The following is a 21,925-nucleotide window of genomic DNA, read 5'->3' on the forward strand; positions in this document are numbered from 1 at the left end:
TAACAGATTTACATGCCTGATAATAATTCCCTGATCAGTAAGGTGACCTTTGGTTCAACCTGCGAAGCTGCTTCAATCACATCGTGATGCGATACTTCAACAATTTTGCCTGTTACACCTAAATCAGTTATTACGCTTATGGCAAAACAGGGGAGATCCATCTGGCGTGCAACGATAACTTCCGGTATGGTTGACATTCCCACAGCATCAGCACCAATGGTTCGAATAAAGCGATATTCTGCAGGAGTTTCGTACATTGGCCCTGTTACAGCAGCGTAAACACCAGTTTTATATTTGATATTGTGACGACGTAAAATCTTGATGGCTTTGTGAATGAGTACGGCATCGTAGGCTTCGCTCATATCAGGGAAACGTGGACCGAATTCTTTTTCATTTGGTCCAAGCAAAGGATTGGTAGGCAAGAGGTTAATGTGGTCGGTGATGATCATCATGTCGCCGATCTCAAAATCGGGGTTCACACCACCACTGGCATTGGAAAGGATAAGCATTTTGATACCGAGCATCTTCATTACCCTAACCGGAAAGGTAAGTTCCTGCATGGTGTATCCTTCGTAGTAATGGAAACGGCCTTGCATGGCAACGATGCTTTTGTCTCCCAGCTTGCCAAAGATAAGTCGCCCCTGATGCCCTTCAACAGTTGAAACCGGGAAATGAGGAATTTCTTCGTAAGGAATGCTCTCGCTTATTTCAATTTCATTGATCAACCTACCCAGCCCGGAACCTAAAATTATGCCTACTTCCGGTTGAACCTTGGTTTGCAGCTTTATAAAATCAACGGTTTCTGTTACTTTTTTCAACATAATCTAAAATTTGTCGGTCAAACGCTTCCTTGTCGCCTTCATGAAAGTCAATTTCAATTGGAATGTAATGAAGGGGCAAATTTACTACCAAATCCCATATCCCAGGCTCTTTTAAACGCATGAGGTCTTTTTCAGTAGTCACTAACAATTTATTACGGGTAAAAATATCATCCCATTCCTTTGTAATCCGTGTAATGTCTTTAGCCGTGTAACGATGATGGTCAGGGAAAGTTAGCGTGATCAGATCAATGCATAAACTTTTCAGATGATCCTCAAGCGGGTAGGGGTTTGCAATCCCTGCAAACATGAATATGGTGTTTGCTACCTTTCCTTTCTTCAATGGACATTCCTTTTTTTGTGCCGGAATTATTTGCCCGTATTTAATGTACGATAGATAAAGGCTCTGATGAGGAAGAGGTTTTAATGAATCAATCAATCGCTGACGAGTGATAGGCGAATGAACCTTACGTGTTTTGGTAATAATGATGATGTCAGCGCGTTTGGCTTCACTCCTGGGTTCGCGTAAATTACCGGCCGGAAGCAAATAATCTTCCGTGTATAGATGATAAAAATCAGTTAATAGTATTGAAAGCCCTGGTTTAAGGGCACGGTGCTGAAACGCATCATCCAGAATAACAGCGCTAAGGTCGGGATAACGGTCGGTAAGTTCCCTGATGCCATGGCAACGGTTCTCGTCAACTGCCACAGGAAGATTGTCAAACTTTGTTGCAAATTGCAAAGGTTCATCACCAATTTCAGATGGAGTGGAGAAAATGCTGGCAGCATGAAACCCCTTGGTACTTCTCCCGTACCCCCGGCTAAGTGTAGCAACTTTATAGTTGTTTGAAAGCAATCGGATAAGGTATTCTGTATGAGGAGTTTTTCCGGTTCCACCGGTTGATAAGTTTCCAATGCCAATGATCGGAATGTCAAAACTTTGCGAGCGCAACACTTTCCGGTCAAACAACCAGTTTCGAATTACTATGATGAACCCAAAAATCAGGCTGAACGGGTACAAAAGTAATTTACGCATGCAATCAAACGATTAGGGTGAAAATAAAAATGAATCAAAACCCCGGAATCCCAATTAACGCGGCAAAATACAAAAAAAAACAATATCACCTGATTATCACATGTGCTTAATGGAAATTTAATATGTCTGAATTGGTTATGTCAGAATACCTACAATCCTTAAATTTGCAGTTGAAAATCAGGTTTTCAGATATTTCTTACAATTTAATTCCGACCCATGATCTACATAAAAACAATTACATCTTACCTTGACAAGGAATTTCCGTTGGCCGATCAGGAGGATTGGGATAACTGTGGGTTGCTTATCGGGAATGCAGAACAGGAAATAACCAGTGCCCTGCTATGCGTTGATATAACCGAAGATATCGTTGAGGAAGCGGTTCTGCTTAAATGTGGTTTAATCATTGCACATCATCCCATCATTTTTGGAGGCTTAAAGCGTATTACCGGAAAAACCTATGTGGAACGCATTGTTCAGAAAGTCATAAAATACAACATAGCCATTTATGCAATCCACACCAATCTCGATAATCATATCAATGGGTTGAACCGCATGCTGGCCGAAAAACTTGGCATGACCAACCTAAAGATCCTGCGGCCTAAGCAAGACACGCTTAGAAAGATCGTCACCTTTTGCCCGACCGAACATGCAGAAAAGGTTCGCAACGCTATTTTTGAAGCAGGCGCCGGCCAGATTGGCAATTACGATAGCTGCAGTTACAATACCCTAGGTGAGGGTTCGTACAGGGCAAATGCAGAGGCAAATCCCTATGCAGGAGAAACTGACAAGCTGCACTTCGAAAAAGAAGTTAAGATTGAAGCAATTTATCCTGTTTATCTTGAGCAGCTTATTATTTCCAGTATGATCAAAGCCCATCCGTACGAAGAAGTTGCGTATGATATTCTATTGCTGGGAAACACTAATAAATACAGGGGAAGTGGGATTATAGGAAACCTTGCATCGGAAACTACGGCTTCCGGGTTTCTTGAAAAGGTTAAAACAGTTTGTGGGATGCCTGTAATCAAATACAACGGCGATCTTAGCCAGCAGGTTACAACTATTGCTTTGTGTGGTGGTTCAGGAAGTTTTTTGATCCAGGATGCAATGAAGGCCGGCGCCCAGGTTTTTCTTACCGCCGACCTGAAATACCATGATTACTTTTTACCGGAAGGGAAAATGTTGCTGGGCGATATAGGGCATTATGAATCCGAACAGTTTAGCAAAGATTTGATTGCACAAGTACTTATGAAAAAATTTCCTAATTTTGCCGCTCTTAAAACAAAGACGAACTCAAACCCTGTTAAGTATTTATAAAATACATACAATCACCAATGACAACTAAAAAGAAAGCCGTTAGCGAGGAACTTGAAATTCAGGAACCCGAAATTCATACCGAAACATCAAAAGGAAGTGTTCAGGCCCAGGACGATTCAGATGAGGCCATTATCTCAATCGAAAAGAAACTTGTGGCACTATATAATTTGCAGCAAATTGACTCTCAGATTGATAAGATTCGTATCGTTCGTGGAGAACTTCCACTCGAAGTTGAAGACCTTGAAGATGAAGTAATAGGACTCGAAACAAGGATCGCTAATTTTAATCAGGACGTTGATGTGTTGCAGCGCCAGATATCCGAAAAGGAAGCCATGATCAAAGATAGCAAAACACTGATAGATAAGTACAAGGCGCAACAAATGAATGTACGCAATAACCGCGAGTTTGAATCGCTCAACAAAGAAGTAGAATATCAGGGTCTTGAAATCCAGCTTGCTGAAAAGCATATCCGCGAATATTCGGGCAGCCTTGCCCTGAAAAAGGAAGAAATAACAAAAGCAGCGCAAGAGTTGGAAGAACGCCGTGGCGATCTGGAAGTTAAGAAAAATGAACTGTCAGATATAGTTTCAGAAACTAAGAAAGAAGAAGAAAATTTAGACATTCAATCAAAAGAAAACCAAAAAGTTATTGAAGAACGTTTGTTGAATGCATACACCCGCATCAGGGAAAATGCACGTAATGGACTGGCTGTGGTGATGGTTGAAAGAGACGCCTGTGGTGGTTGTTTCAGCAAAATTCCACCCCAGCGCCAACTTGACATCAAAATGCACAAAAAGATTATAGTGTGCGAATACTGCGGTCGTATCCTGGTGGATCCAGCTATTGTAGAAGCAGCACATTTAGCCTGATCAATTTCAAGATAAAGTGATTTTCTGAGCCTCTTTTTACGAGGCTTTTTTTGTTTGTTATTTATGCGAAAGCCAAATAAACATAGCGTCCGTTCTTTAATGTTGCAATTCAACAAAAGTATCTTGACTGGCAGATTTGTTGTCGCTGTGTTTCTGTGCAGCTTTTTTGTTCCACTTTCTGGAAACACTTCTCCGCACTATGACTTTAACGCCAACTGCATCAAGGCATACACAGAGATTATTTCACTGAACTTCATGGCTGGCGCTGAGTTACTTAGCCTCGAAAAAACTGAGAACCCGGCGAATAGAATTCCGGTTTTTCTGGAGAATTATATTGATTTCCTTACCCTGGCCATCGGTGAAGAGCAATCCGACTTTGAGCAACTCAAACAGAACCGATCGGTTCGTATTAATATTCTTTCATCCGGCGAACCAAATTCGGCATGGCATAAACATTGCCAGGCTGCTGTTTATCTGCAATGGTCGTTCGCAAGGGTAAAGTTTGGTGAATACACCATGGCCGGGCTCGACCTAAACCGAGCTTACCGCCTGCTAGAAGAAAACAAAACCCTTTATCCCGGATTTGTACCCGACATGCTTTTGAATGGTGTGATGAATGCACTCATCGGGAGCATACCTGATAATTACAAATGGGCAAGCAGGCTTGCAGGAATGGAAGGAGCAATAGAATCTGGCCGTACCATGCTTTATCAACTTCTTGACATCACGGATGCAACTCCACAATGGGCGCATCTAAAATCCGAAACATTTTTTTACCTCGCCTTCATTGAAATGAACCTTCAAAGCGATAAAAACCGTGTTGTTGAACTTCTAAAACGTATGGAAAGCACTGACGGCCATGCTACCGGCCCGCTGAACTGTTATATCAAAGCCAATCTTGCCATGCGAACCCGCAATAATGACAAGGCCATAGAAATTCTTGAAGGCTGCAAAATTCCTGATGGTTCATACCCCTTTCACTATCTCGAATTTGTTATTGGCAATGCAAAGTTGAATCGTTTGGATCAGAGCGCTGCCAAGCACTTCCTCAACTATGTGAACCATTACAAAGGCTCAAACTATATTAAGAGCGCTTACCAGCGTTTGGCTTGGCTATCGCTGCTCAAGGGAGATTATAACGGATACCGATTTTACATTTCTCTTATTCTTAAGCATGGACAAACCTTTGTTGATGAAGATAAGCAGGCACAAGCGGAAGCACTGTCAGATATATTGCCGCAAACCTCATTACTTAAAGCGAGGCTTTTGTTTGATGGCGGTTATTTTGAAGATGCGCTCGAGGCTCTTGGAACCAATGTATTTAGTGAACCGGGAGATTCGGTAGAATATCTGTATCGCAAGGCCAGGATTTATCATGAATGGGGGAAACCGGTTCAGGCAAAAGATTTTTACCTCCGCACAATTGAAGCCGGAAGCGATTTAAAATACTACTTTGCAGGTAATTCAGCCTTGCAAATGGGGCTGATTTCAGAAAGTGAAGGTAAATATACCGAAGCTGCGCATTACTATGATATGTCTATCAAAATGCATTTTACTGAATACCGGAACAGCATCCAGCAAAAAGCAAAAGCCGGACTTCAACGCGTTAGAAAATAAAAAAGCCGGCTGAAATAAATCAGCCGGCTGCCCCTCCCCAGGGGTATCAACAAACCAAACCAAACTAAAATCTCCAGCCCAGTGTTAGCATAAAAAGTTGCCTGTTAAATGTTTGATTGGCAACGGGAGTTGAAAAGTCAAGACCTTCTCCTTCCGGAACCCAATACATGTATTTGTCTTCTTTGTACGAACTGCTGACCCAGGCAAAATCAACATAATAATCTTGTTGCCTTAATCCTATTCCTAACGAAAGCTGATCAGTTGCACCATCGTTGACTCCGGATTTGTACGGACTGCCATAGATAGCATATCCTCCACGGAAATACACATCATTCAACCTCCATTCGGTTCCTAGTTTAAGATTATGCGCAGCAGTGTATTCATCACGGATGGTCTGGTTCTCATCAACAAATTTAAAAGAAGAAGAGTTGAGTTTCATTTCAGAGTAATCGGCAAACTCGTATTCTGCTGAAACAAGCCCTGATTTTCCGAATAATATGGTTGCACTTCCTATTGCTTTCATAGGGGTTGTTAATTCATAGTCGAATCTTCCGGGTTGTGATTGAGCCGAGCGGTTTTCAATCTTATTGTCCAGGAACAATTCTGATTTCATGCTATAACTCCAATCATCGCGCATGTTTGAATAAAAAGTAGGTGTGTGGAATGCAGCGCCGAGCCTCAACCAATCTGTTGCCCTTAAAATGGCTCCTAATTTCAGGTTTACGCCGGTACCGCTGGTTTCAATATTTTCTCTCCTTGTTAAGGAGTTAAATTCAGCATACCTGTTATCAGTATCTGTTTCAGTGTATTCCGATTCATATTTGTATCGGATATAGGGTATGCCAACTGAAGCGCCCAAATAAAGCCTGTCATTGTAGCTTGATCCAACTGTGAAAAGCATTTCACTCATGGAGCCTGAGGTAGTTATTGTTTGTTGTTGATTCACTCCGCCAAAATAAGCATCGGTTTGGTAAAAATAGTCCTCAGTATCATCCTCAGGCCAAATCAGCCATGCATCGTATGCAAGCTGAGTTGTAAACTGGTTAAGGTTATCAGGTGCGAACCCATCGGCCTGATGCACATAACCTGTCATCAGTGAACTGTTGTCATTGAAGCCCTGAATAAAAACCCTGTTGCTGAAATTATTGATCCGGTTAAGTCCGAAACCAAACTGAATTCTTTGCCATCCGGAGGACTGGGCGTTTCCCGAAAGGTCGGAGCTTAAAACAAAACCTATGTTTCCTAAACCCAGGTTGTATTTACTGTCATCTCGCATTTGGCTGAAATATGTGGCTTCTGTTTCGCTGAAGGTAATCAAGGGAGTAAATGCAAATTCTGATCGTCTGAACATGCCAATCCCGGCAGGATTTACACTAAGTGCTGAAAAATCTGCTCCAATTGAACCGTAAGCTCCACCCATAGCCATATACCTGGCTGAACCAACAAGCGAAGTTTTCCCGTAGCGCAGTGCATCCTCCTGGTTCTGAGAATGAAGCGTGAGTACTGAGAGTGAGAGAGATAGTATTATAAGCAATCGCGTTTTCATGGTATTACTTTTTTTAATTTTAGTAATGGTCACTGATTTTACCTTTTGCCCCTTCCAGATGAAGACCCTGAAGACCTTGATGATCCTGAAGATCCTGATGAGCTGGGAGGAGGTGAGCTACTTCCGCTTGAGCGGGAAGGTGCAGAATAGCTTGGGCTTGATGAGCGCGAAGGAGAAGAGCTGTTACTTCTTGATGGTGCTGAGTAAGATGGGCTTGAGTTATTATTCCGGGTTGGTGGAGTATAAGTTGGCCCGCTTGATCTCGCTGGTGTTTCACTTCTTGTAGGAGGTGAATATGACCTGGGCGGTGGAGTTGATTGCCTGTTGTCATTCGACCTTCCGGGAGGAGTATACCGCGGTTGACTCTGCTCCTCACGGCCAGGCGATGTCTGAACCGGTGACCTTTGCTGCGAAGGAGAAGCTTCCTGACGCTGTGGCTGATTATCTGCGGGCCGGACAACGTTGCTCGGGTTGCGATAAGCAGGACTCGTAAACTCTTCACTGGTTTTGGGTTTGGTGTACCTGGGCGAAGAATAAGGTTGTGGCTGCCTTTGAATTTGCGTTGGTTGCTGTCTTTGGGCATCAGGCCTTACATAACCGGGATTCGGGCGACTGCTGCTACCATCGTACTCATAGTTGCGCTGATTAGGAGCTACTGTGCGGGCTGGTTGAGTATTTTGGTCAGTTGGCTCATTTATCCGGCGTCCTTCAGCGTTTTGTCCTTCACGAACTCCTGAACCTACCCGGGTGCCGGAACGGTCGGTATCTTGTGGACTTGTAATAGCTTCACCTCTTTTTACATCAGTTGAAGTTTGCCTTTCAGCATCGACAGCACCGGAATTGCTACCCCGTGTAACTTCTGTACCAGGTGCAGGTCTTGAACCCCTGCCATCTTGAGAACCGCGGGTTACACCTTCGCCGATTAATGCTTTTTCGTAACGTTCACCGAATGTTACAGGCCTCCCTGCGGCCTCGTTGTTGCCGCCACTACCGGTATTTCCTGCAAAACTTGTCCTGGGCCCATAATAGTATGAGTTTTGATCATTGCTGTTATAGTACCAGTCGTTACCGTAGTAAGAACCATAATAGCCATCCCAGTAACCGTGGTTGTAGCCCATCCAGTAAGAACTATAACCGCCATAATAATAGTGAGGGTAACCCATGCCATACATATAATACGGACTGTACCATGATGACCAGTATGATCTTCTGGGCCAGCCCCATCCATAATAATACGAAGGATACCCGCCATAGCCAATATAAATGCTGGTTCCGTAGTAATAAGGATCGTAATTATACCAGTACATATTAGTGTAATAATCATTATAATAAGATCCAAAACCGGGGCTATGGAACCTTCTCAGGCGGGAGGTATATGAATAGTCGTAATAATCACCATAGTAATAATTTGAAACAGAACCGCTTTGTGGATCTGAATAATACTGCGATTCGGTGTAGGGGGTTTCATACGATGGATCGGTATAATATTGCGTTTCTTCCTGATAATATTCCTGCTGATCCTGTCCTGTAGCTATTTGCTCCTGGTCATTGGTTGTTATTACAACTTCCTTAACATGAACAACCCGATCCCTCGGAGAATAATATACATCGTCGTAAACAGTTGCACCAGGCCTGCTGGTGGTGCAGGATGCCATCAACATCGCTGCGAATAAGCTTAAAATTGCAATGGGTTTCATAGGTTTGCCCTCCTTAATTGATGTGTTATTTTGTATTGGTCTTGATTTCATGCCTGTATTATTTCTTACTTTTGCCGCTTCAATAGAATTAGCAGCAAAATAGATACAATATTCATACCACAACAACTAAAATGGCAAAAGATTTTCCAACACGGGCTGAAAATTACGCTCAATGGTATAACGATTTGGTTATCAAGGCAGACTTGGCCGAGAACTCAGCCGTACGCGGTTGCATGGTCATAAAACCTTATGGCTATGCAATTTGGGAAAAGATGCAGGCTGCGCTTGATCAGATGTTTAAGAAAACCGGTCACGTGAATGCATACTTTCCAATTTTCATACCAAAGTCGTTTTTCAGCAAGGAAGCCAGCCACGTAGAAGGATTCGCAAAGGAATGTGCTGTGGTAACACACTACCGTTTAAAGAGTGCACCAGATGGCAAAGGCGTTGTGGTTGACGAAGATGCGAAACTGGAAGAAGAATTGATTATCCGCCCAACATCGGAAACCATTATCTGGGACACATACCGTAACTGGATACAATCTTACCGCGATTTACCCTTGCTTATCAATCAGTGGGCCAATGTGGTAAGATGGGAAATGCGCACCCGTTTGTTTCTTCGCACTGCTGAATTTCTCTGGCAGGAAGGACATACGGCTCATGCAACAAAACAGGAGGCAATTGAAGAAACCGAGCGCATGCTTGGTGTGTACGCCGATTTTGCTGAGAACTGGATGGCCATGCCGGTTTTAAAAGGACTAAAATCGCCGAACGAACGCTTTGCCGGCGCCCTGGAAACCTATTGCATTGAAGCATTGATGCAGGATGGAAAAGCGTTGCAGGCAGGAACTTCACATTTCCTGGGTCAGAATTTCGCCAAGGCTTTTGAGGTGAAGTTTTTGAACCAGTCGAATCAACTTGACTATGTATGGGCTACATCCTGGGGCGTTTCCACCAGGCTTATTGGTGGATTGATCATGGCGCACAGCGATGATAACGGCCTGGTCTTACCTCCAAAACTTGCTCCGATCCAGGTTGTGATCATTCCTATTTACAAACAGCCTGAGCAATTGGCGTTGATATCAGAAAAGGCCAATCAAATAAAATCAGATCTGGAGGCCAGAGGCATTTCAGTGAAATATGATGACCGCGATACCTTTAAGCCAGGATGGAAGTTTAACGAATATGAGTTCAAGGGAGTGCCCGTAAGACTGGCCATTGGCCCCCGCGATCTTGAAAATGGCACAGTTGAAGTTGCGCGCCGCGATACGTTAGAGAAGTCAGTTTACCAGATGACCGACATTGAAAACAAGATTGTGAACCTACTGGATAGTATCCAGGAAAATCTTTACCAGAAGGCGCTTTCATTCAGGGAAGACAGCACTCACACAGTAGATTCCTGGGAAGAATTTTGCGATGTGATTGATAACAAGGCTGGCTTTATTTCCGCTCATTGGGACGGTACTGTTGAAACCGAACAACGCATAAAAGAAGAAACCAAGGCAACCATCCGGGTGATACCCTTGGATGCAAAGGCAGAATCCGGCAAATGCGTTTATTCAGGAAAGCCATCAGAGAAGAGGGTGATTTTTGCGAGGGCGTACTAGGATCAGGGTTAAGATATAACGTTGCTGGTTGCTGGTTACGGGTTGCGGATAGTGTGATTTGGGTCATACAATTGATATACTGTGGTCATGCGGTTGTTGATTGCTACTTACAAAAATTATAAATTGGAGCGAAGCACAAATCCCGAGAGGAGTGATTCGGGATCGTGAATTCGATTACCAAACCCCATTCAAAAAGCACTGGCTTTAAGATTTCAAATTATAATACTAAGTCTACTGATCATGAACGATACATTGGCATCATTCCAGAAACTGCTCGAAATCATGGACGACCTGCGGGCGAAATGCCCCTGGGATCGCACCCAAACATTAGAATCACTACGCTATCTTACCATTGAAGAAACATACGAACTTTCTGATGCTATTCTTGAAAACGATCTGAACGAGATTAAAAAGGAGCTTGGCGACCTGATGCTGCATATCGTATTTTACGCTAAGATTGGTGCCGAACACAATGCATTCACCATCAAAGATGTTCTGGATGGGATCAATGAAAAACTGATCCGCCGCCACCCGCATATCTATGGCGATGTTGTGGCTGATAATGCGGAACAGGTAAAAACAAACTGGGAAAAAATTAAACTCCACGAAGGGAACCGGACCGTGCTGGGTGGTGTGCCCGCTTCTTTGCCGGCTATGGTAAAAGCCTACCGCATTCAGGAAAAAGCCCGTGGTGTTGGCTTCGATTGGGAAGAACCACATCAGGTTTGGGACAAGGTGATGGAAGAAGCTGCTGAACTTAAGGAAGCGCTTAATAGCGGAGATGACAAAAAGAAAGAGGAAGAATTCGGCGATTTGTTATTTGCGCTTGTTAACTACGCCCGCTTTATTGGTGTGAACCCCGAAGATGCCCTTGAAAGAACCAATAAGAAGTTTATCCGCCGCTTTTCCTACCTCGAAGAAGAAACCCGCAAACGTGGGAAATCGCTCAAAGACATGACCCTCGACGAGATGGATGTGTTTTGGAACGAAGCGAAGAAGGAAGAATAGGGAGGAAGGGGAGAACGGGAGAAAATGAGAAGATGAGAGAGTGAGAAGAGGTTATCTTATCTGATCTTCACTTCGGCGGCTTGCAGTACTTCTTTGGTATCGCCGTCGTAAACGAAAGCCACAATATTGCAGTTTTCATCATTCCAATTCTCTGAAAGCGTTGTCTGATAGGATTGTTTGAAGGAAGTTCCAGGATCAATTGTACTGCCATCGCTTAACTGATCGCCCCAGGTTCCGTTCAACGAAGTCCGGAGTACATATTTATGAACATAATCCGTAATGACTTCTGTATCATTCTGCTGGGGGGAAACAATATCGTTTTCAGTGATAAACACCGATAATAGTAACTTTTTTTGAAGAGGGGCCAGAGCACTTACATTTATCTCCACCTCAAGTTCCTTTGAGATTGTTGAGTAGTTGTGAGTTATTCCTATGTCGGCAAGGGTATCACCTTCGAGAAGTTCAACAATTCTGCCCGCCAACTCAGCTGATTCCAGTCGGTGGGTTCCAGAAGGATAGCCAGTACGGTTTACAAGTCCTTTGGGATAACCTGAAGAACCGATATCAAAAAACTGATCAAGTTCAGTGCTGGCAGGTGTGCGGTAATCGGTGGAAAAAGTTTGGCCAATGGGTATTGCGAAAAAACCCGCATGCATTGCTACAACCACAACTTTATCATCAAAAGTCTCTTTCAATGATTTAATAGCGACTGCCATTTCGGGGCAATTGGGGCAACGTTGACCGGTAAATTCTTCGATAAGGATAACCTTTTTAACTACATTTCCTGTATCAATAATGTTACTGGTTTGTATTTTATATGGGGAATCAATTTTATCGCAGGCCTGCCATGCAAAAACCAGGGCTATAAGGCTGAATATTATGGTTCTTAGTTTCATTATCAAAGATTTTATGTTTTAATAATCCGGATTAAAAAGAACTTGTGATCGTAAGCATCAATCCGCTGCTAGCCGGAACATAGCGGCAAACACCTCCTACGCAAACAATGCCCTCACGCTGCCTGCCCCAGGTAAACGCAATCCTTGATGAGTGATGCGTATAACCCATGGAAGCATTATAATAATGGAGACGTTTATCCTTATCGGTGTTGCCATAGTTGAATTCATCACTGAGGCTAAAAAACCATTTTGGAGCTATTGTGTATTCCATCATGGCAGCAGCCCAATTGCCTTTATCCTGTTCGGTGTAAAGGTGTTGGAGTTCAAATCGAAGGGTTTTTGTTGGTGTGAGCTTATATTGTATGTCTGTGATCCCTATATGGGCTTTCACAGCAGGTTCGCCGGGATGGCCTTCAATTACAGCAATGTTATAATAAAGGTTGAGGTATTGCAGTGAAATTTTCAGGTTGCGGTTCATACGACGTGAAATCTCAATGTTGAAATCGCTGAAATATTTCTCATCACTGGCATCAAACAACCCGGCGTCGTATCCCAGCGTACCCCGCTGCCCGATGGCGATTGAGTCATTCATAGGCTTGCGGTTGAGCGCATGAACCATCGAATAATTGGCCGTGATGTAAGTTCCATACGGCCCTCCGGCTTTGGTGTTACGTTTGATTGTGTATATCACCTGTCCCTGGTAGGCCACTTCTCCATTAGGCTGAGTGGCATATGGGTACATACTTGATAATTTATAAGTGTGTTGTTTTGTAAGTGGGGGCAAAAAATTGATATCGAGCGCTGATGAGGCTTCGGTACGGCGGGTCTTAAAGCTCATATTATCAGTATGCTTGGCCGAAAGCATAACGCTAAGGCCAGGCCGGAAGTAAGTTCCGGTGAGATAGAGTGACTGCCCGGGTTTGTAGATAAAATTATTGATGGAAGAAGGATCGTTGATTTTATGCGCATATTCGCCGGTAAAATTGAAGTTCGTGGTGCTAACGTTGAACCTTCCTGCAAAAGCTGAAACGTTTCTAGGGAGATCGAGGCGAAAGCCCGGATCGGCAATGATAAACTCATCTTTCTGGTATTTGCTTACAATACCGGCTCCGGCAAAAATGCGTGTTGAGTTTTCTTTGAGAGGTTTAATGAGATCATTCACTGAGAAATCGGCATCAAAACCTCTGATGATCCCAGGTGATTTATCCCAAAAGTATCGCTGCTTTCCGTACACGCCTTTGAGCGCAATGCCTTGCATAGGATTGAATTTAACCCGGACTCCATCCAGCGAATTATCAATGCCCAGGTTCCAATCCTCGTAGGTTCGCAAAATAAGGCCATTGCCAAACTGCTCATAGAAATTCCCGGCTGTGATCTCAAAATCACCTGTTTTGTAAGAAATAAACCTGTAAGGCATTCCGGTTCCTTCCAGCCTTGGATCGTAGCCACTGATGGGGTTCAGATAACTTTCGAACCGCAGCCCGGCGGTAAAATCACCTTGTGTGTACAAGAGATTGGTGAAGGCATTCATCAGCATTTTCTCACCCACATCAGGAGCACCGATCAGCGTATCACTACGGTAATACTGTGCGTCGAGCTGGAAGTTGCCACTTACCCTTGATGGGCTTGAAAAGCCTTGTGCCTGAACCTGGGTCGGAGTAAAAATTGCGAGTAATGCGATTGTTAGGGAAGCCGGAAGCAGATGTGTGTACTTCATAAATCAAAATTCGTTAATCCGTATTCTGAGATCAAAAAGAGAGAATTATGCGAAGTCTTCAGTATCAGTGCCCTGAAATGTCTTCTCCCTTGTTCAGCCTGCGAACCAATTCAATCAATTGGTGCTGGCTGCCTTCTGAAAACGAAGTGTGTTGCCACACAATTTCGCCTTTGCCGTTGATGATAAAATTATGCGGAATCTGGTTCACATTCATTGCCCGGCGGAAATCGCTGTTGGCATCCAGATAAACTTCATAATCCCAGTTTCTTCCCTGAACCGTGGGCAATACCCGTGAGGTGCTGCGTGCATCATCAATTGAAACGGCAATGAGCTTCACACCTGTTTCTTCGGTCCAATCTTCGTAATCCTCAGCGATAGCCGTAAGTTCGCGCATGCAGGGTGTGCACCATAGCGCCCAGAAACTTAAGATGATAGGCTTGCCATCGTTTTCGATGTCGGCTGTGTTGAAGTCGCGCCCGTCAATGGTTTTAACAGTAACCGAAGGGATTTTTGGAAAGTTTTTTTCATCGCTCTGGGCCAGCGTGCTGAATGCAATGAGCATTACAATTGCCGAAAGGAATAGTTTTCTCATGTTGTATTGACTTATATTTAAAGATAAATATCTGCGGACAAAAATACTTTAAAATAATGAAAATGGAGCAGGCAAAAATCAAGCCGTAAAAATTTCCAGGATGCGTGTTTCCGGCTGCGGAAGTATGGCAACACGTTTCGTAGAGGCTGGCAGCAGAAGGCATTCCCCGGTTTTAAGTTTCGTTTTTCCTGAAGATGAATCAATGTGAGTCATACCTTCGACGCAGAGATAGATAACGAAAGAATCCAGTTCAGTATAATCTTTTGGCAAAGGCTTGTTAAGATACAATTGGTTGACCACAAAATACGGGCTTTTAACCATTGAAGAAGTCTGGTTGGGTTTGATCACAGGCTTGATTTTGTAATCATCGTAAACGTTGAAGTCAATCGCATCCAAAGCTTCTTCGGTATGCAAATCGCGCGATTTTCCAGCAGCATCTACACGGTCCCAATCATACATCCGGTAAGTAATGTCAGAGGTTTGCTGGATTTCGGCAAGCAAAATTCCTGGCCCCAGTGCATGAACGCGGCCTGAGGGCATATAAAAAACATCCCCGGCTTTCACTCTTTCAAAGTTCATGATGTCGGGCAGGGTTTTGTTTTTGAGGTGTTGAAGATACAGTTCCTTGTTCATTTTTTGGTTGAAACCGCTGATCAGTTCCGACTTTTCATCAGCGCCAAGCACATACCACATTTCAGTTTTTCCCGAACCATTGTGACGTTTTTTTGCAAGCTCATCATCCGGGTGGACTTGTATAGAAAGCCAGTCGTTGGCATCAAGTAATTTGATAAGCAAGGGAAATTCTTCACCAAACTTTTCATACACTTTTTCACCAACAAGTTCGTCCATGTAAATTTCAACGAGTTCGTTGAGGTGGTTGCCAGCTAGCCAGCCATCGCTCACCACGGTTTCGTTGTCATTTACACCCGAAAGCACCCAGGCCTCGCCGCAATTGGGCAGAGGTGAAAAATCCAGACCAATCTGGGATTTGATTTTTTGCCCACCCCATATCTTGTCTTTGAACAGCGGATGGAATTTTAATGGATAGAGTTGGTTCATGTTACGCCCAGGTTGTTTTGAGTTAGGTCGCAAAGTTAGTATAATGTGTTGAAGTTGATTTCCACACCAGAACATAAAACGCAAAAAGATCGGCGCAATGTTTTCTCAAGTTTATTGAGGTTGCATTCAAATAGGTAATGGAATTTTCATACCACTTGCGAACATAACTTCCGTAGCATGACTCATTGTTTGTCATCCGGGAGCGAAATTTAGATAAATAGTCTATTATTGCACACATGTGTATTATTTAAAGCTTTGAACCTAGGCTAAGTGCCAATAAATAAAAAGGTAGCGGTGTATTAATTAAATGATTATTTATAACTTGGCCTATTCATTATTGTTTATTTTTGGTTTGCAAATTTGTATTATCCAAATTAACAGACTCTTGACAAGCGAGCTACAACTTAGGAGAATTCGAAAGAGAAATATGCATTTTAATTTTACGATCCTCCTAATTTCAATAACGGCTTTTGGTAAAATTTTGTTTTCATCAAATCCTTATAACTTTGCTGAAGATTTTGCCTATTCAACCCGGCAAATTTCCATATCTAATGGCCTTCCATCAAACGTTGTAACAGCAATCATTAAGGACGATTATGGATTTGTGTGGTTCGGAACAACAAAGGGTTTATGCCGATGGGATGGTATTAGTGCGATTGTTTTCCAGCAAAACCAAACCGACAGCACCTCACTAATTGGTAACCGGATACCGCGCAACGGACTATGTTGGGATGAAAAAAGACAGCATTTGATCGTCGGGACAAATGAGGGAATCAGTATGTTCGATCCGTTAACAGGGGTTTGTAGTAATTACTATGTCAATCCTGCTGAACCCCGATCCATCCCGGCACCGGTAAACACGATATTTACCGATAAGCAGGGAATAATTTGGGTCGGTACTGACAATGGGTTCAGCCGGTTCAATTCTTTATCCGGAGATTTCGACACTTTTAAGCTTGATAAAAATCTACCTGCAGGGGTCATTCTCGACCGGATTTCAACCAACATGATCCATGATATCTGTCAGGATCTGAATAATGATTCCATCTTATGGCTTGCATCCCTGGCTGGTTTGCTAAAGTATAACAACCATACCGAAAGCCTTTCATGGTTTTATTATCCCGATAAGGACTACATCCGTGAGATAAACCAGTTTAACCTGATTGTTCCTCACCCGGATGGGAAACTTTACCTGGGTACGTGGAACTTTGATATGGTTGTTTTCGACACCCAAACCGAAAAATTTTCCGGACGTTTTGGGCCATCAACCCAAGAAGCATCTTCCATTACGAATAGAATTGCACCTTGTGCAGTGCACCCTGATGGTGGTGTCTGGATTTCATCATTGCAGGGATTAGGGATATTGAATCCGCAAAATGGTAGAATCAATTTTATCAAGTCCTTCAAAAACGAAAGTGGGCACCGTTTTGCCCCCGAACTTTATTTTACGGATAAAGAAGGGCAATTGTGGCTGGGTTCAGAGACAGGCGTATTTATCCTCAATCCTGGGAATCATCCGGTAAACAACTTTTTTTTGAATCCTTTAGATGAGGATCATTGGTATCTAACCCTTTCTCTTTTTGAGGATACCTTGAAAAACGAATTGCTTATTGGCTATGGCCGGGGCGAAGGATTACATTATTTCGATTTAATAACAAACAGTTTCGGAATAACTCCCTACAAACAAAGGATTATATCTGAATACAATCTGGTCGAAATTATTCGATTACAAAACGGGGAGATATTTTTTTTGGCTTCTGATGAAATTTATCAATATTTTCCCGATAGTAAAAAAACTAAAGCCCTGAATTATCCTTACGCCCATTTTCCGGCTTTTACTGATATCAAGCAGGATACAACAGGCCATATCTGGGTAGCTTCCGGAAACCTGGGATTACAGCAGTACATAGATGAGAACAACAATGTAAAAAACATTCGTAACTGGAGCGACATTTTTACCACGGGTCATGAACTCCCCTTGTTTAGTGAATTGTGCATTGACCCTCAAAATAGGATATGGTTTCGGCGCAGAGGCGAATCCTACGGTTATTATGATCCACAAACAGATTCATTACGTTATTTCAAAGATGCTGAAAATAAATATGACCTGACTTGTTTCGGCGAAATTTCCGGAGATACGCTTTGGGTAGCAATTGCAACTCATGGATTAGGTTTTATTGATTTGAAGAACCCTGAGGAAGGCGTAAAACTGAGTAATTTTCTCAGTTCCATAAAAACCGGAATGATTGGGGATATGGCTTTTGATCAAAGGGGAAGGCTTTGGTGCATGGCAGAGAAGGGCCTTTTCCGCATCAATACAAATTCGGGAGCATCGGTTCTGTTCGATGAAAATTACGGAATACCACTCCTCGATGCCTGGTCAGATAAAGGTGCCCTCATTCCCGGCCAACTAAAATTATTGTCGGATGGACGCATGGCCATCAGTTACCGGCGTGGTCTCGGGTTTTTCCATCCCGACAGCCTCAAAGTTTTATACCGGACACCTGAACCCTATTTCATATCTATCAGGATTTTTGATAAAGTGATTTCAACCATCAACGATGATACATTGAAGCTGCGATACAATGAAAACTTTTTATCATTCCGCTATTCAGCACTGGAACTTTATCATCAAGGCATCTCATTCCAGCACAAACTTTCAGGTGTGGATACGGACTGGTATGAAAATCCCTCCGTGCATGAAGTTGCCTACCCAAATCTTCAGCCTGGGTCGTATCAGTTCAAAGTGCAGGCCGTGTCCGAATCCGGCCTGGGCGAAACAAAAGAATTGGTGCTAAACTTCAAAGTTTTACCACCCTGGTGGAAAACAGTATGGGCTTTTGTACTCTTTTTATTGCTGATAGCCGTGCTGTTTTATGTGCTTTACCGTTTCCAGATCAAACGGCAGTTGGCTCATCGCGAAACCCTTCGCCTGCTCGAGATGGATGAGCTAAAAACCAGGTTATATGCCAATATCACCCATGAATTCCGCACACCCATTACCGTGATTATGGGACTGGCTGAAGAACTTACCCATTCGTTTGAAACCATCGAAAAGATTCAATTCAGAAAAAGCATGGAAACCATTCAACGAAGTGGCGGCAACCTGCTTCACCTGGTCAACCAGATGCTCGATCTTGCCAGGCTGGAGCAAGGTAAACTCAAATACAACCCCATCCTGTCCAATATCATTCCCTGGCTTCAATACATCGTGGAAAGCCATCAATCGTTGGCTTCCACCAAAGAAATCCAACTCACTTTTTACTCCGAAACCGAATTACTGGAGATGGATTATGATTCCGATCAGCTTTCAAAAGTAGTTTCGAACCTGCTCACAAATGCTATAAAATTTACAGAAAAAAGAGGCAAAGTAATCTGTCATGTGAAATTTGAATTCTCTGCCAATACCCTTCACATCAAAGTAAAAGATACCGGTGTGGGCATTCCGGAAGGTGAACAATCCAGGATATTCGACCGCTTTTACCAGGTGGAATCAGCAGTTCAGCAAAACAGGGGCGGAACCGGCATCGGACTTTCGTTGACAAAAGAGATCGTAGAACGGATTGGCGGTACCATTTCTGTAAAAAGCCAGCCAGGAAAAGGAAGTGAGTTTGAAGTGGTAGTGCCGGTTTCCCGGAATGCTAAGGGAATTTCATCCAATAGTGTGCAAGTTGAGAAACTGTTGATCCAACAGACAATACCTACCGATGTTTTTGAAGAAGATCAGCCCGAAATTGGAAATATAAAACCCTTGGTACTGATTGCGGAAGACAATCCAGACGTGGCCGCTTATATTCGCGACATCATCCGGAAACAATACAAGGTGAAATGGGCGTCAGACGGTGAAAAGGCTATTCAAATGGCTTTTGATCTCATTCCCGACCTGGTGATCACCGATGTGATGATGCCCGGTAAGGATGGGTTTGAGGTTTGTAATTCCTTAAAAACCGATGAGCGTACCGACCATATTCCTGTGATCATGCTCACCGCGAAAGTTAGTGATACCGACCGGATTTCAGGTTTTGAACGGGGGGCAGATGCTTATCTTACCAAGCCTTTCAACAAAAAGGAATTGCTGGTAAGGATTGAGCAACTACTCCGGCTTCGCAGGCAATTGCAAGCTAAATTTGGTAAACTGGAATTTAGAGCCGGGCCTGAAATTCCGGCAAGTCGGGAAGAACAATTTATTCTGAAAGCTTTTCAAATTGTGGAAGCCAATCTGGAAAAATCCATATTTAATGCCACTGACCTGGCCAGTGAGGTCCACCTCAGCGAAAGCCAGCTATACCGGAAACTGAAAGCCATCTCCGGTAAATCCACAGCCATTTTCATCCGGACGATCCGGCTGAAGAAAGCAAAAGAATTACTCGAAACGACCAACCTGTCTGTTTCCGAAATCGCATACGAAGTGGGATTTAACGATCCGGCCTGGTTCAGCCGCGTGTTTAAGGAAGAGTTTGGGCTGTCGCCGACGGAGGCTAAATTGAAAAGTTAATTCGGTTCTTTCACCAGATCCATCTGAATAGCCTCAATTAATTGACTTTGCAACAATACCATTAGCCTTTGCAGAAATACCACAAGCCATTCACTCCAAATGAAGCTATTTTAGCTGAATGAAAAATAAAATATATAAACTCATTTTGCTTACACTTATCGGACTTGGACCGATTACTGTAAGCGCGCAAAACACCTGGACTAAAACCTATGGTGCAAATAATGACGATGAAGGGAATGTAGTCCAACAAACTTTTGATGGCAGCTATATCATTACCGGGAACACATTTCCAAATCAGCCCTGGGATTCTGATCTCTATCTCATTAAAACAAACAACTTCGGCGACACCGTCTGGACAAAAACCTATGGTGGAGCGGGCAATGAAATCGGTGTTGATGTAAAGCAAACAACAGATAATGGGTATATCATTGTTGGGTACAATGCAACGATGGAGTCAGGAGGCTTCGATGTCTGGTTATTAAAAACAAACAGCAGCGGGGACACTTTGTGGACCAAAAAATTTGGGGGCCCTAACAATGATTTCGGTAACTCGGTTTTCCAAACCGATGATGGCGGTTATGTAATTATTGGTTCTACAGTATCGTTTGGGGCCGGCTTTTCCGATTTTTGGATCATAAGAACAAACACCGTTGGTGATTCGTTGTGGTCGCAGACCTATGGCGGAATTTATAACGACATTGCCTTTGAAGCGCAGGCAACATCAGACGGGGGCTATATTATAGCAGGGTACACACAGTTGCAGGGATTTAATGATGTTAATGTCTGGCTGCTTAAACTATTTAGCAATGGTGAAATTGAATGGTCACAAACCTATGGCGGCAGTCTGGCCGGAATTGCCAATTCGGTGCAGGAAACGGCTGATGCAGGATATATCGTTACCGGTGGAGGTCCGGATCTGTTTTTGATTAAAACGGATATGTACGGCGATACACTCTGGACCAAAACTTTTGGCGGAGACAGGAATGATGCCGGCTATTCAGTCACCGAGACAGCAGAAGGTGACTTCTTAGTGTGTGGAACTACTTCTTCGTTTTCGGCAGATGGGGATTTTGATCTCTGGCTGATCAAAACAGACATCAGCGGATATACCTTATGGACAAAAACCTATGGGGAAACCGGCGCTGAAATAGGCTTTTCCATAATTGAAACCTTTGACGGCAGAATAACAGTTTGTGGTTTTACCTCATCCTTTGGAGCCGGTAAAATAGATGTCTGGCTACTCCACCTTGATGCAAACGGGCAGGTTGGTATTGCAGATCATCTATCCACGAAGCCGAAAGGATATAGACTGGGTCAGAATTTTCCAAATCCGTTTTCTGGCGAAACTACAATTTATTATTCCATCCCAACATCAGGAACCGTATCCCTGGAAGTTTTTGACTTATCAGGTAAGCTCATAACAACATTGGTGCATGAATACAAGCATGCCGGAAGCTATTCGGTTCGTTTTGAAAACAAGCAACTACCAAACGGAATTTACTATTACCGCCTGCTATCAGGCAACTTTAATTGCGCGAAGCAATTAATTTTGAGCCGGTAAATTCTGTTTTGATTAACCTAATGCAGAAATACCACAAGCCTTCGCAGAAATACCACAAGTTATTTACTCCAAATGAAGCTAATTTGGCTGTAA

At 43.3% G+C, this 21,925-nt stretch carries 15 protein-coding genes; 7 read left to right on the top strand and 8 right to left on the bottom strand.

Features of this window, described 5'->3' with window-relative positions; genetic code table 11:
- Nucleotides 1-8 precede the first annotated feature (8 nt).
- Together IH597_01275 and lpxK are read right to left on the bottom strand one after the other, a co-directional pair.
- Complete coding sequence (locus IH597_01275; protein ID MBE0661069.1) at nt 9-821, bottom strand: purine-nucleoside phosphorylase; 813 nt, start codon at nt 819-821, stop codon at nt 9-11.
- Nucleotides 793-1,854: a tetraacyldisaccharide 4'-kinase gene (gene lpxK, locus IH597_01280; protein MBE0661070.1), complete on the bottom strand. Its 1,062-nt coding sequence runs from the start codon at nt 1,852-1,854 to the stop codon at nt 793-795. The genes IH597_01275 and lpxK overlap by 29 nt, the downstream gene beginning before the upstream one ends.
- Nucleotides 1,855-2,070: 216 nt before the next feature.
- On the opposite strand from lpxK, the gene IH597_01285 reads away from it, so the two are divergent.
- From IH597_01285 to IH597_01295, 3 genes are all read left to right on the top strand, one after another.
- Nucleotides 2,071-3,168 carry a Nif3-like dinuclear metal center hexameric protein gene (locus tag IH597_01285; GenBank protein MBE0661071.1) on the top strand — a complete coding sequence of 366 codons (1,098 nt, stop codon included), beginning with the start codon at nt 2,071-2,073 and terminating at the stop codon, nt 3,166-3,168.
- A gap of 17 nt (nt 3,169-3,185) precedes the next feature.
- Nucleotides 3,186-4,037 carry a hypothetical protein gene (locus IH597_01290; GenBank protein MBE0661072.1) on the top strand — a complete coding sequence of 284 codons (852 nt, stop codon included), beginning with the start codon at nt 3,186-3,188 and terminating at the stop codon, nt 4,035-4,037.
- 123 nt (nt 4,038-4,160) lie between these two features.
- On the top strand, nt 4,161-5,654 hold the full coding sequence (locus tag IH597_01295; GenBank protein ID MBE0661073.1) for a hypothetical protein: 1,494 nt from the start codon (nt 4,161-4,163) through the stop codon (nt 5,652-5,654).
- A 64-nt stretch (nt 5,655-5,718) separates the two neighbouring features.
- Here IH597_01295 and IH597_01300 read toward each other — a convergent pair whose 3' ends face one another.
- Together IH597_01300 and IH597_01305 are read right to left on the bottom strand one after the other, a co-directional pair.
- Nucleotides 5,719-7,200 carry a hypothetical protein gene (locus tag IH597_01300; protein MBE0661074.1) on the bottom strand — a complete coding sequence of 494 codons (1,482 nt, stop codon included), beginning with the start codon at nt 7,198-7,200 and terminating at the stop codon, nt 5,719-5,721.
- A gap of 38 nt (nt 7,201-7,238) precedes the next feature.
- Complete coding sequence (locus IH597_01305) at nt 7,239-8,948, bottom strand: hypothetical protein (GenBank protein ID MBE0661075.1); 1,710 nt, start codon at nt 8,946-8,948, stop codon at nt 7,239-7,241.
- A gap of 80 nt (nt 8,949-9,028) precedes the next feature.
- Here IH597_01305 and IH597_01310 point away from each other — a divergent pair, with 80 nt between their 5' ends.
- A complete protein-coding gene (locus IH597_01310) occupies nt 9,029-10,504 on the top strand; it encodes a proline--tRNA ligase (GenBank protein ID MBE0661076.1) in 1,476 nt (491 codons plus the stop codon).
- Between the two features lie 240 nt (nt 10,505-10,744).
- A complete protein-coding gene (gene mazG, locus IH597_01315; protein ID MBE0661077.1) occupies nt 10,745-11,512 on the top strand; it encodes a nucleoside triphosphate pyrophosphohydrolase in 768 nt (255 codons plus the stop codon).
- A 56-nt stretch (nt 11,513-11,568) separates the two neighbouring features.
- On the opposite strand, the gene IH597_01320 is transcribed toward mazG, so the two are convergent.
- The 4 genes from IH597_01320 to IH597_01335 form a co-directional block, all read right to left on the bottom strand.
- Nucleotides 11,569-12,408 carry an Omp28 family outer membrane lipoprotein gene (locus IH597_01320; protein ID MBE0661078.1) on the bottom strand — a complete coding sequence of 280 codons (840 nt, stop codon included), beginning with the start codon at nt 12,406-12,408 and terminating at the stop codon, nt 11,569-11,571.
- A 31-nt stretch (nt 12,409-12,439) separates the two neighbouring features.
- The gene (locus IH597_01325) at nt 12,440-14,125 is read right to left on the bottom strand and encodes a hypothetical protein (GenBank protein ID MBE0661079.1); all 1,686 of its coding nucleotides are present in this window, start codon (nt 14,123-14,125) and stop codon (nt 12,440-12,442) included.
- A 64-nt stretch (nt 14,126-14,189) separates the two neighbouring features.
- Nucleotides 14,190-14,717, bottom strand: coding sequence for a TlpA family protein disulfide reductase (locus IH597_01330; GenBank protein MBE0661080.1), 528 nt, complete (start codon nt 14,715-14,717; stop codon nt 14,190-14,192).
- 78 nt (nt 14,718-14,795) lie between these two features.
- Nucleotides 14,796-15,776: a class I mannose-6-phosphate isomerase gene (locus tag IH597_01335; protein ID MBE0661081.1), complete on the bottom strand. Its 981-nt coding sequence runs from the start codon at nt 15,774-15,776 to the stop codon at nt 14,796-14,798.
- 427 nt (nt 15,777-16,203) lie between these two features.
- Here IH597_01335 and IH597_01340 point away from each other — a divergent pair, with 427 nt between their 5' ends.
- Both IH597_01340 and IH597_01345 read left to right on the top strand, forming a co-directional pair.
- Nucleotides 16,204-20,271 carry a response regulator gene (locus IH597_01340; GenBank protein MBE0661082.1) on the top strand — a complete coding sequence of 1,356 codons (4,068 nt, stop codon included), beginning with the start codon at nt 16,204-16,206 and terminating at the stop codon, nt 20,269-20,271.
- 118 nt (nt 20,272-20,389) lie between these two features.
- Nucleotides 20,390-21,832: a T9SS type A sorting domain-containing protein gene (locus IH597_01345; GenBank protein MBE0661083.1), complete on the top strand. Its 1,443-nt coding sequence runs from the start codon at nt 20,390-20,392 to the stop codon at nt 21,830-21,832.
- Nucleotides 21,833-21,925 lie beyond the last annotated feature (93 nt).

The organism is Bacteroidales bacterium (assembly GCA_014860575.1).
Classification (GTDB): Bacteria; Bacteroidota; Bacteroidia; order Bacteroidales; family JAAYJT01; genus JAAYJT01.

Excerpts from the sequence above, each read along its gene's own strand:
- IH597_01310 (MBE0661076.1), top strand. The coding sequence starts at position 9,029 with ATGGCAAAAGATTTTCCAACACGGGCTGAAAATTACGCTCAATGGTAT.
- lpxK (MBE0661070.1), bottom strand. The coding sequence starts at position 1,854 with ATGCGTAAATTACTTTTGTACCCGTTCAGCCTGATTTTTGGGTTCATC.
- IH597_01325 (MBE0661079.1), bottom strand. The coding sequence starts at position 14,125 with ATGAAGTACACACATCTGCTTCCGGCTTCCCTAACAATCGCATTACTC.
- IH597_01290 (MBE0661072.1), top strand. The coding sequence starts at position 3,186 with ATGACAACTAAAAAGAAAGCCGTTAGCGAGGAACTTGAAATTCAGGAA.
- IH597_01330 (MBE0661080.1), bottom strand. The coding sequence starts at position 14,717 with ATGAGAAAACTATTCCTTTCGGCAATTGTAATGCTCATTGCATTCAGC.
- IH597_01340 (MBE0661082.1), top strand. The coding sequence starts at position 16,204 with ATGCATTTTAATTTTACGATCCTCCTAATTTCAATAACGGCTTTTGGT.
- IH597_01285 (MBE0661071.1), top strand. The coding sequence starts at position 2,071 with ATGATCTACATAAAAACAATTACATCTTACCTTGACAAGGAATTTCCG.
- IH597_01320 (MBE0661078.1), bottom strand. The coding sequence starts at position 12,408 with ATGAAACTAAGAACCATAATATTCAGCCTTATAGCCCTGGTTTTTGCA.
- IH597_01335 (MBE0661081.1), bottom strand. The coding sequence starts at position 15,776 with ATGAACCAACTCTATCCATTAAAATTCCATCCGCTGTTCAAAGACAAG.
- mazG (MBE0661077.1), top strand. The coding sequence starts at position 10,745 with ATGAACGATACATTGGCATCATTCCAGAAACTGCTCGAAATCATGGAC.
- IH597_01300 (MBE0661074.1), bottom strand. The coding sequence starts at position 7,200 with ATGAAAACGCGATTGCTTATAATACTATCTCTCTCACTCTCAGTACTC.
- IH597_01345 (MBE0661083.1), top strand. The coding sequence starts at position 20,390 with ATGAAAAATAAAATATATAAACTCATTTTGCTTACACTTATCGGACTT.
- IH597_01275 (MBE0661069.1), bottom strand. The coding sequence starts at position 821 with ATGTTGAAAAAAGTAACAGAAACCGTTGATTTTATAAAGCTGCAAACC.
- IH597_01305 (MBE0661075.1), bottom strand. The coding sequence starts at position 8,948 with ATGAAATCAAGACCAATACAAAATAACACATCAATTAAGGAGGGCAAA.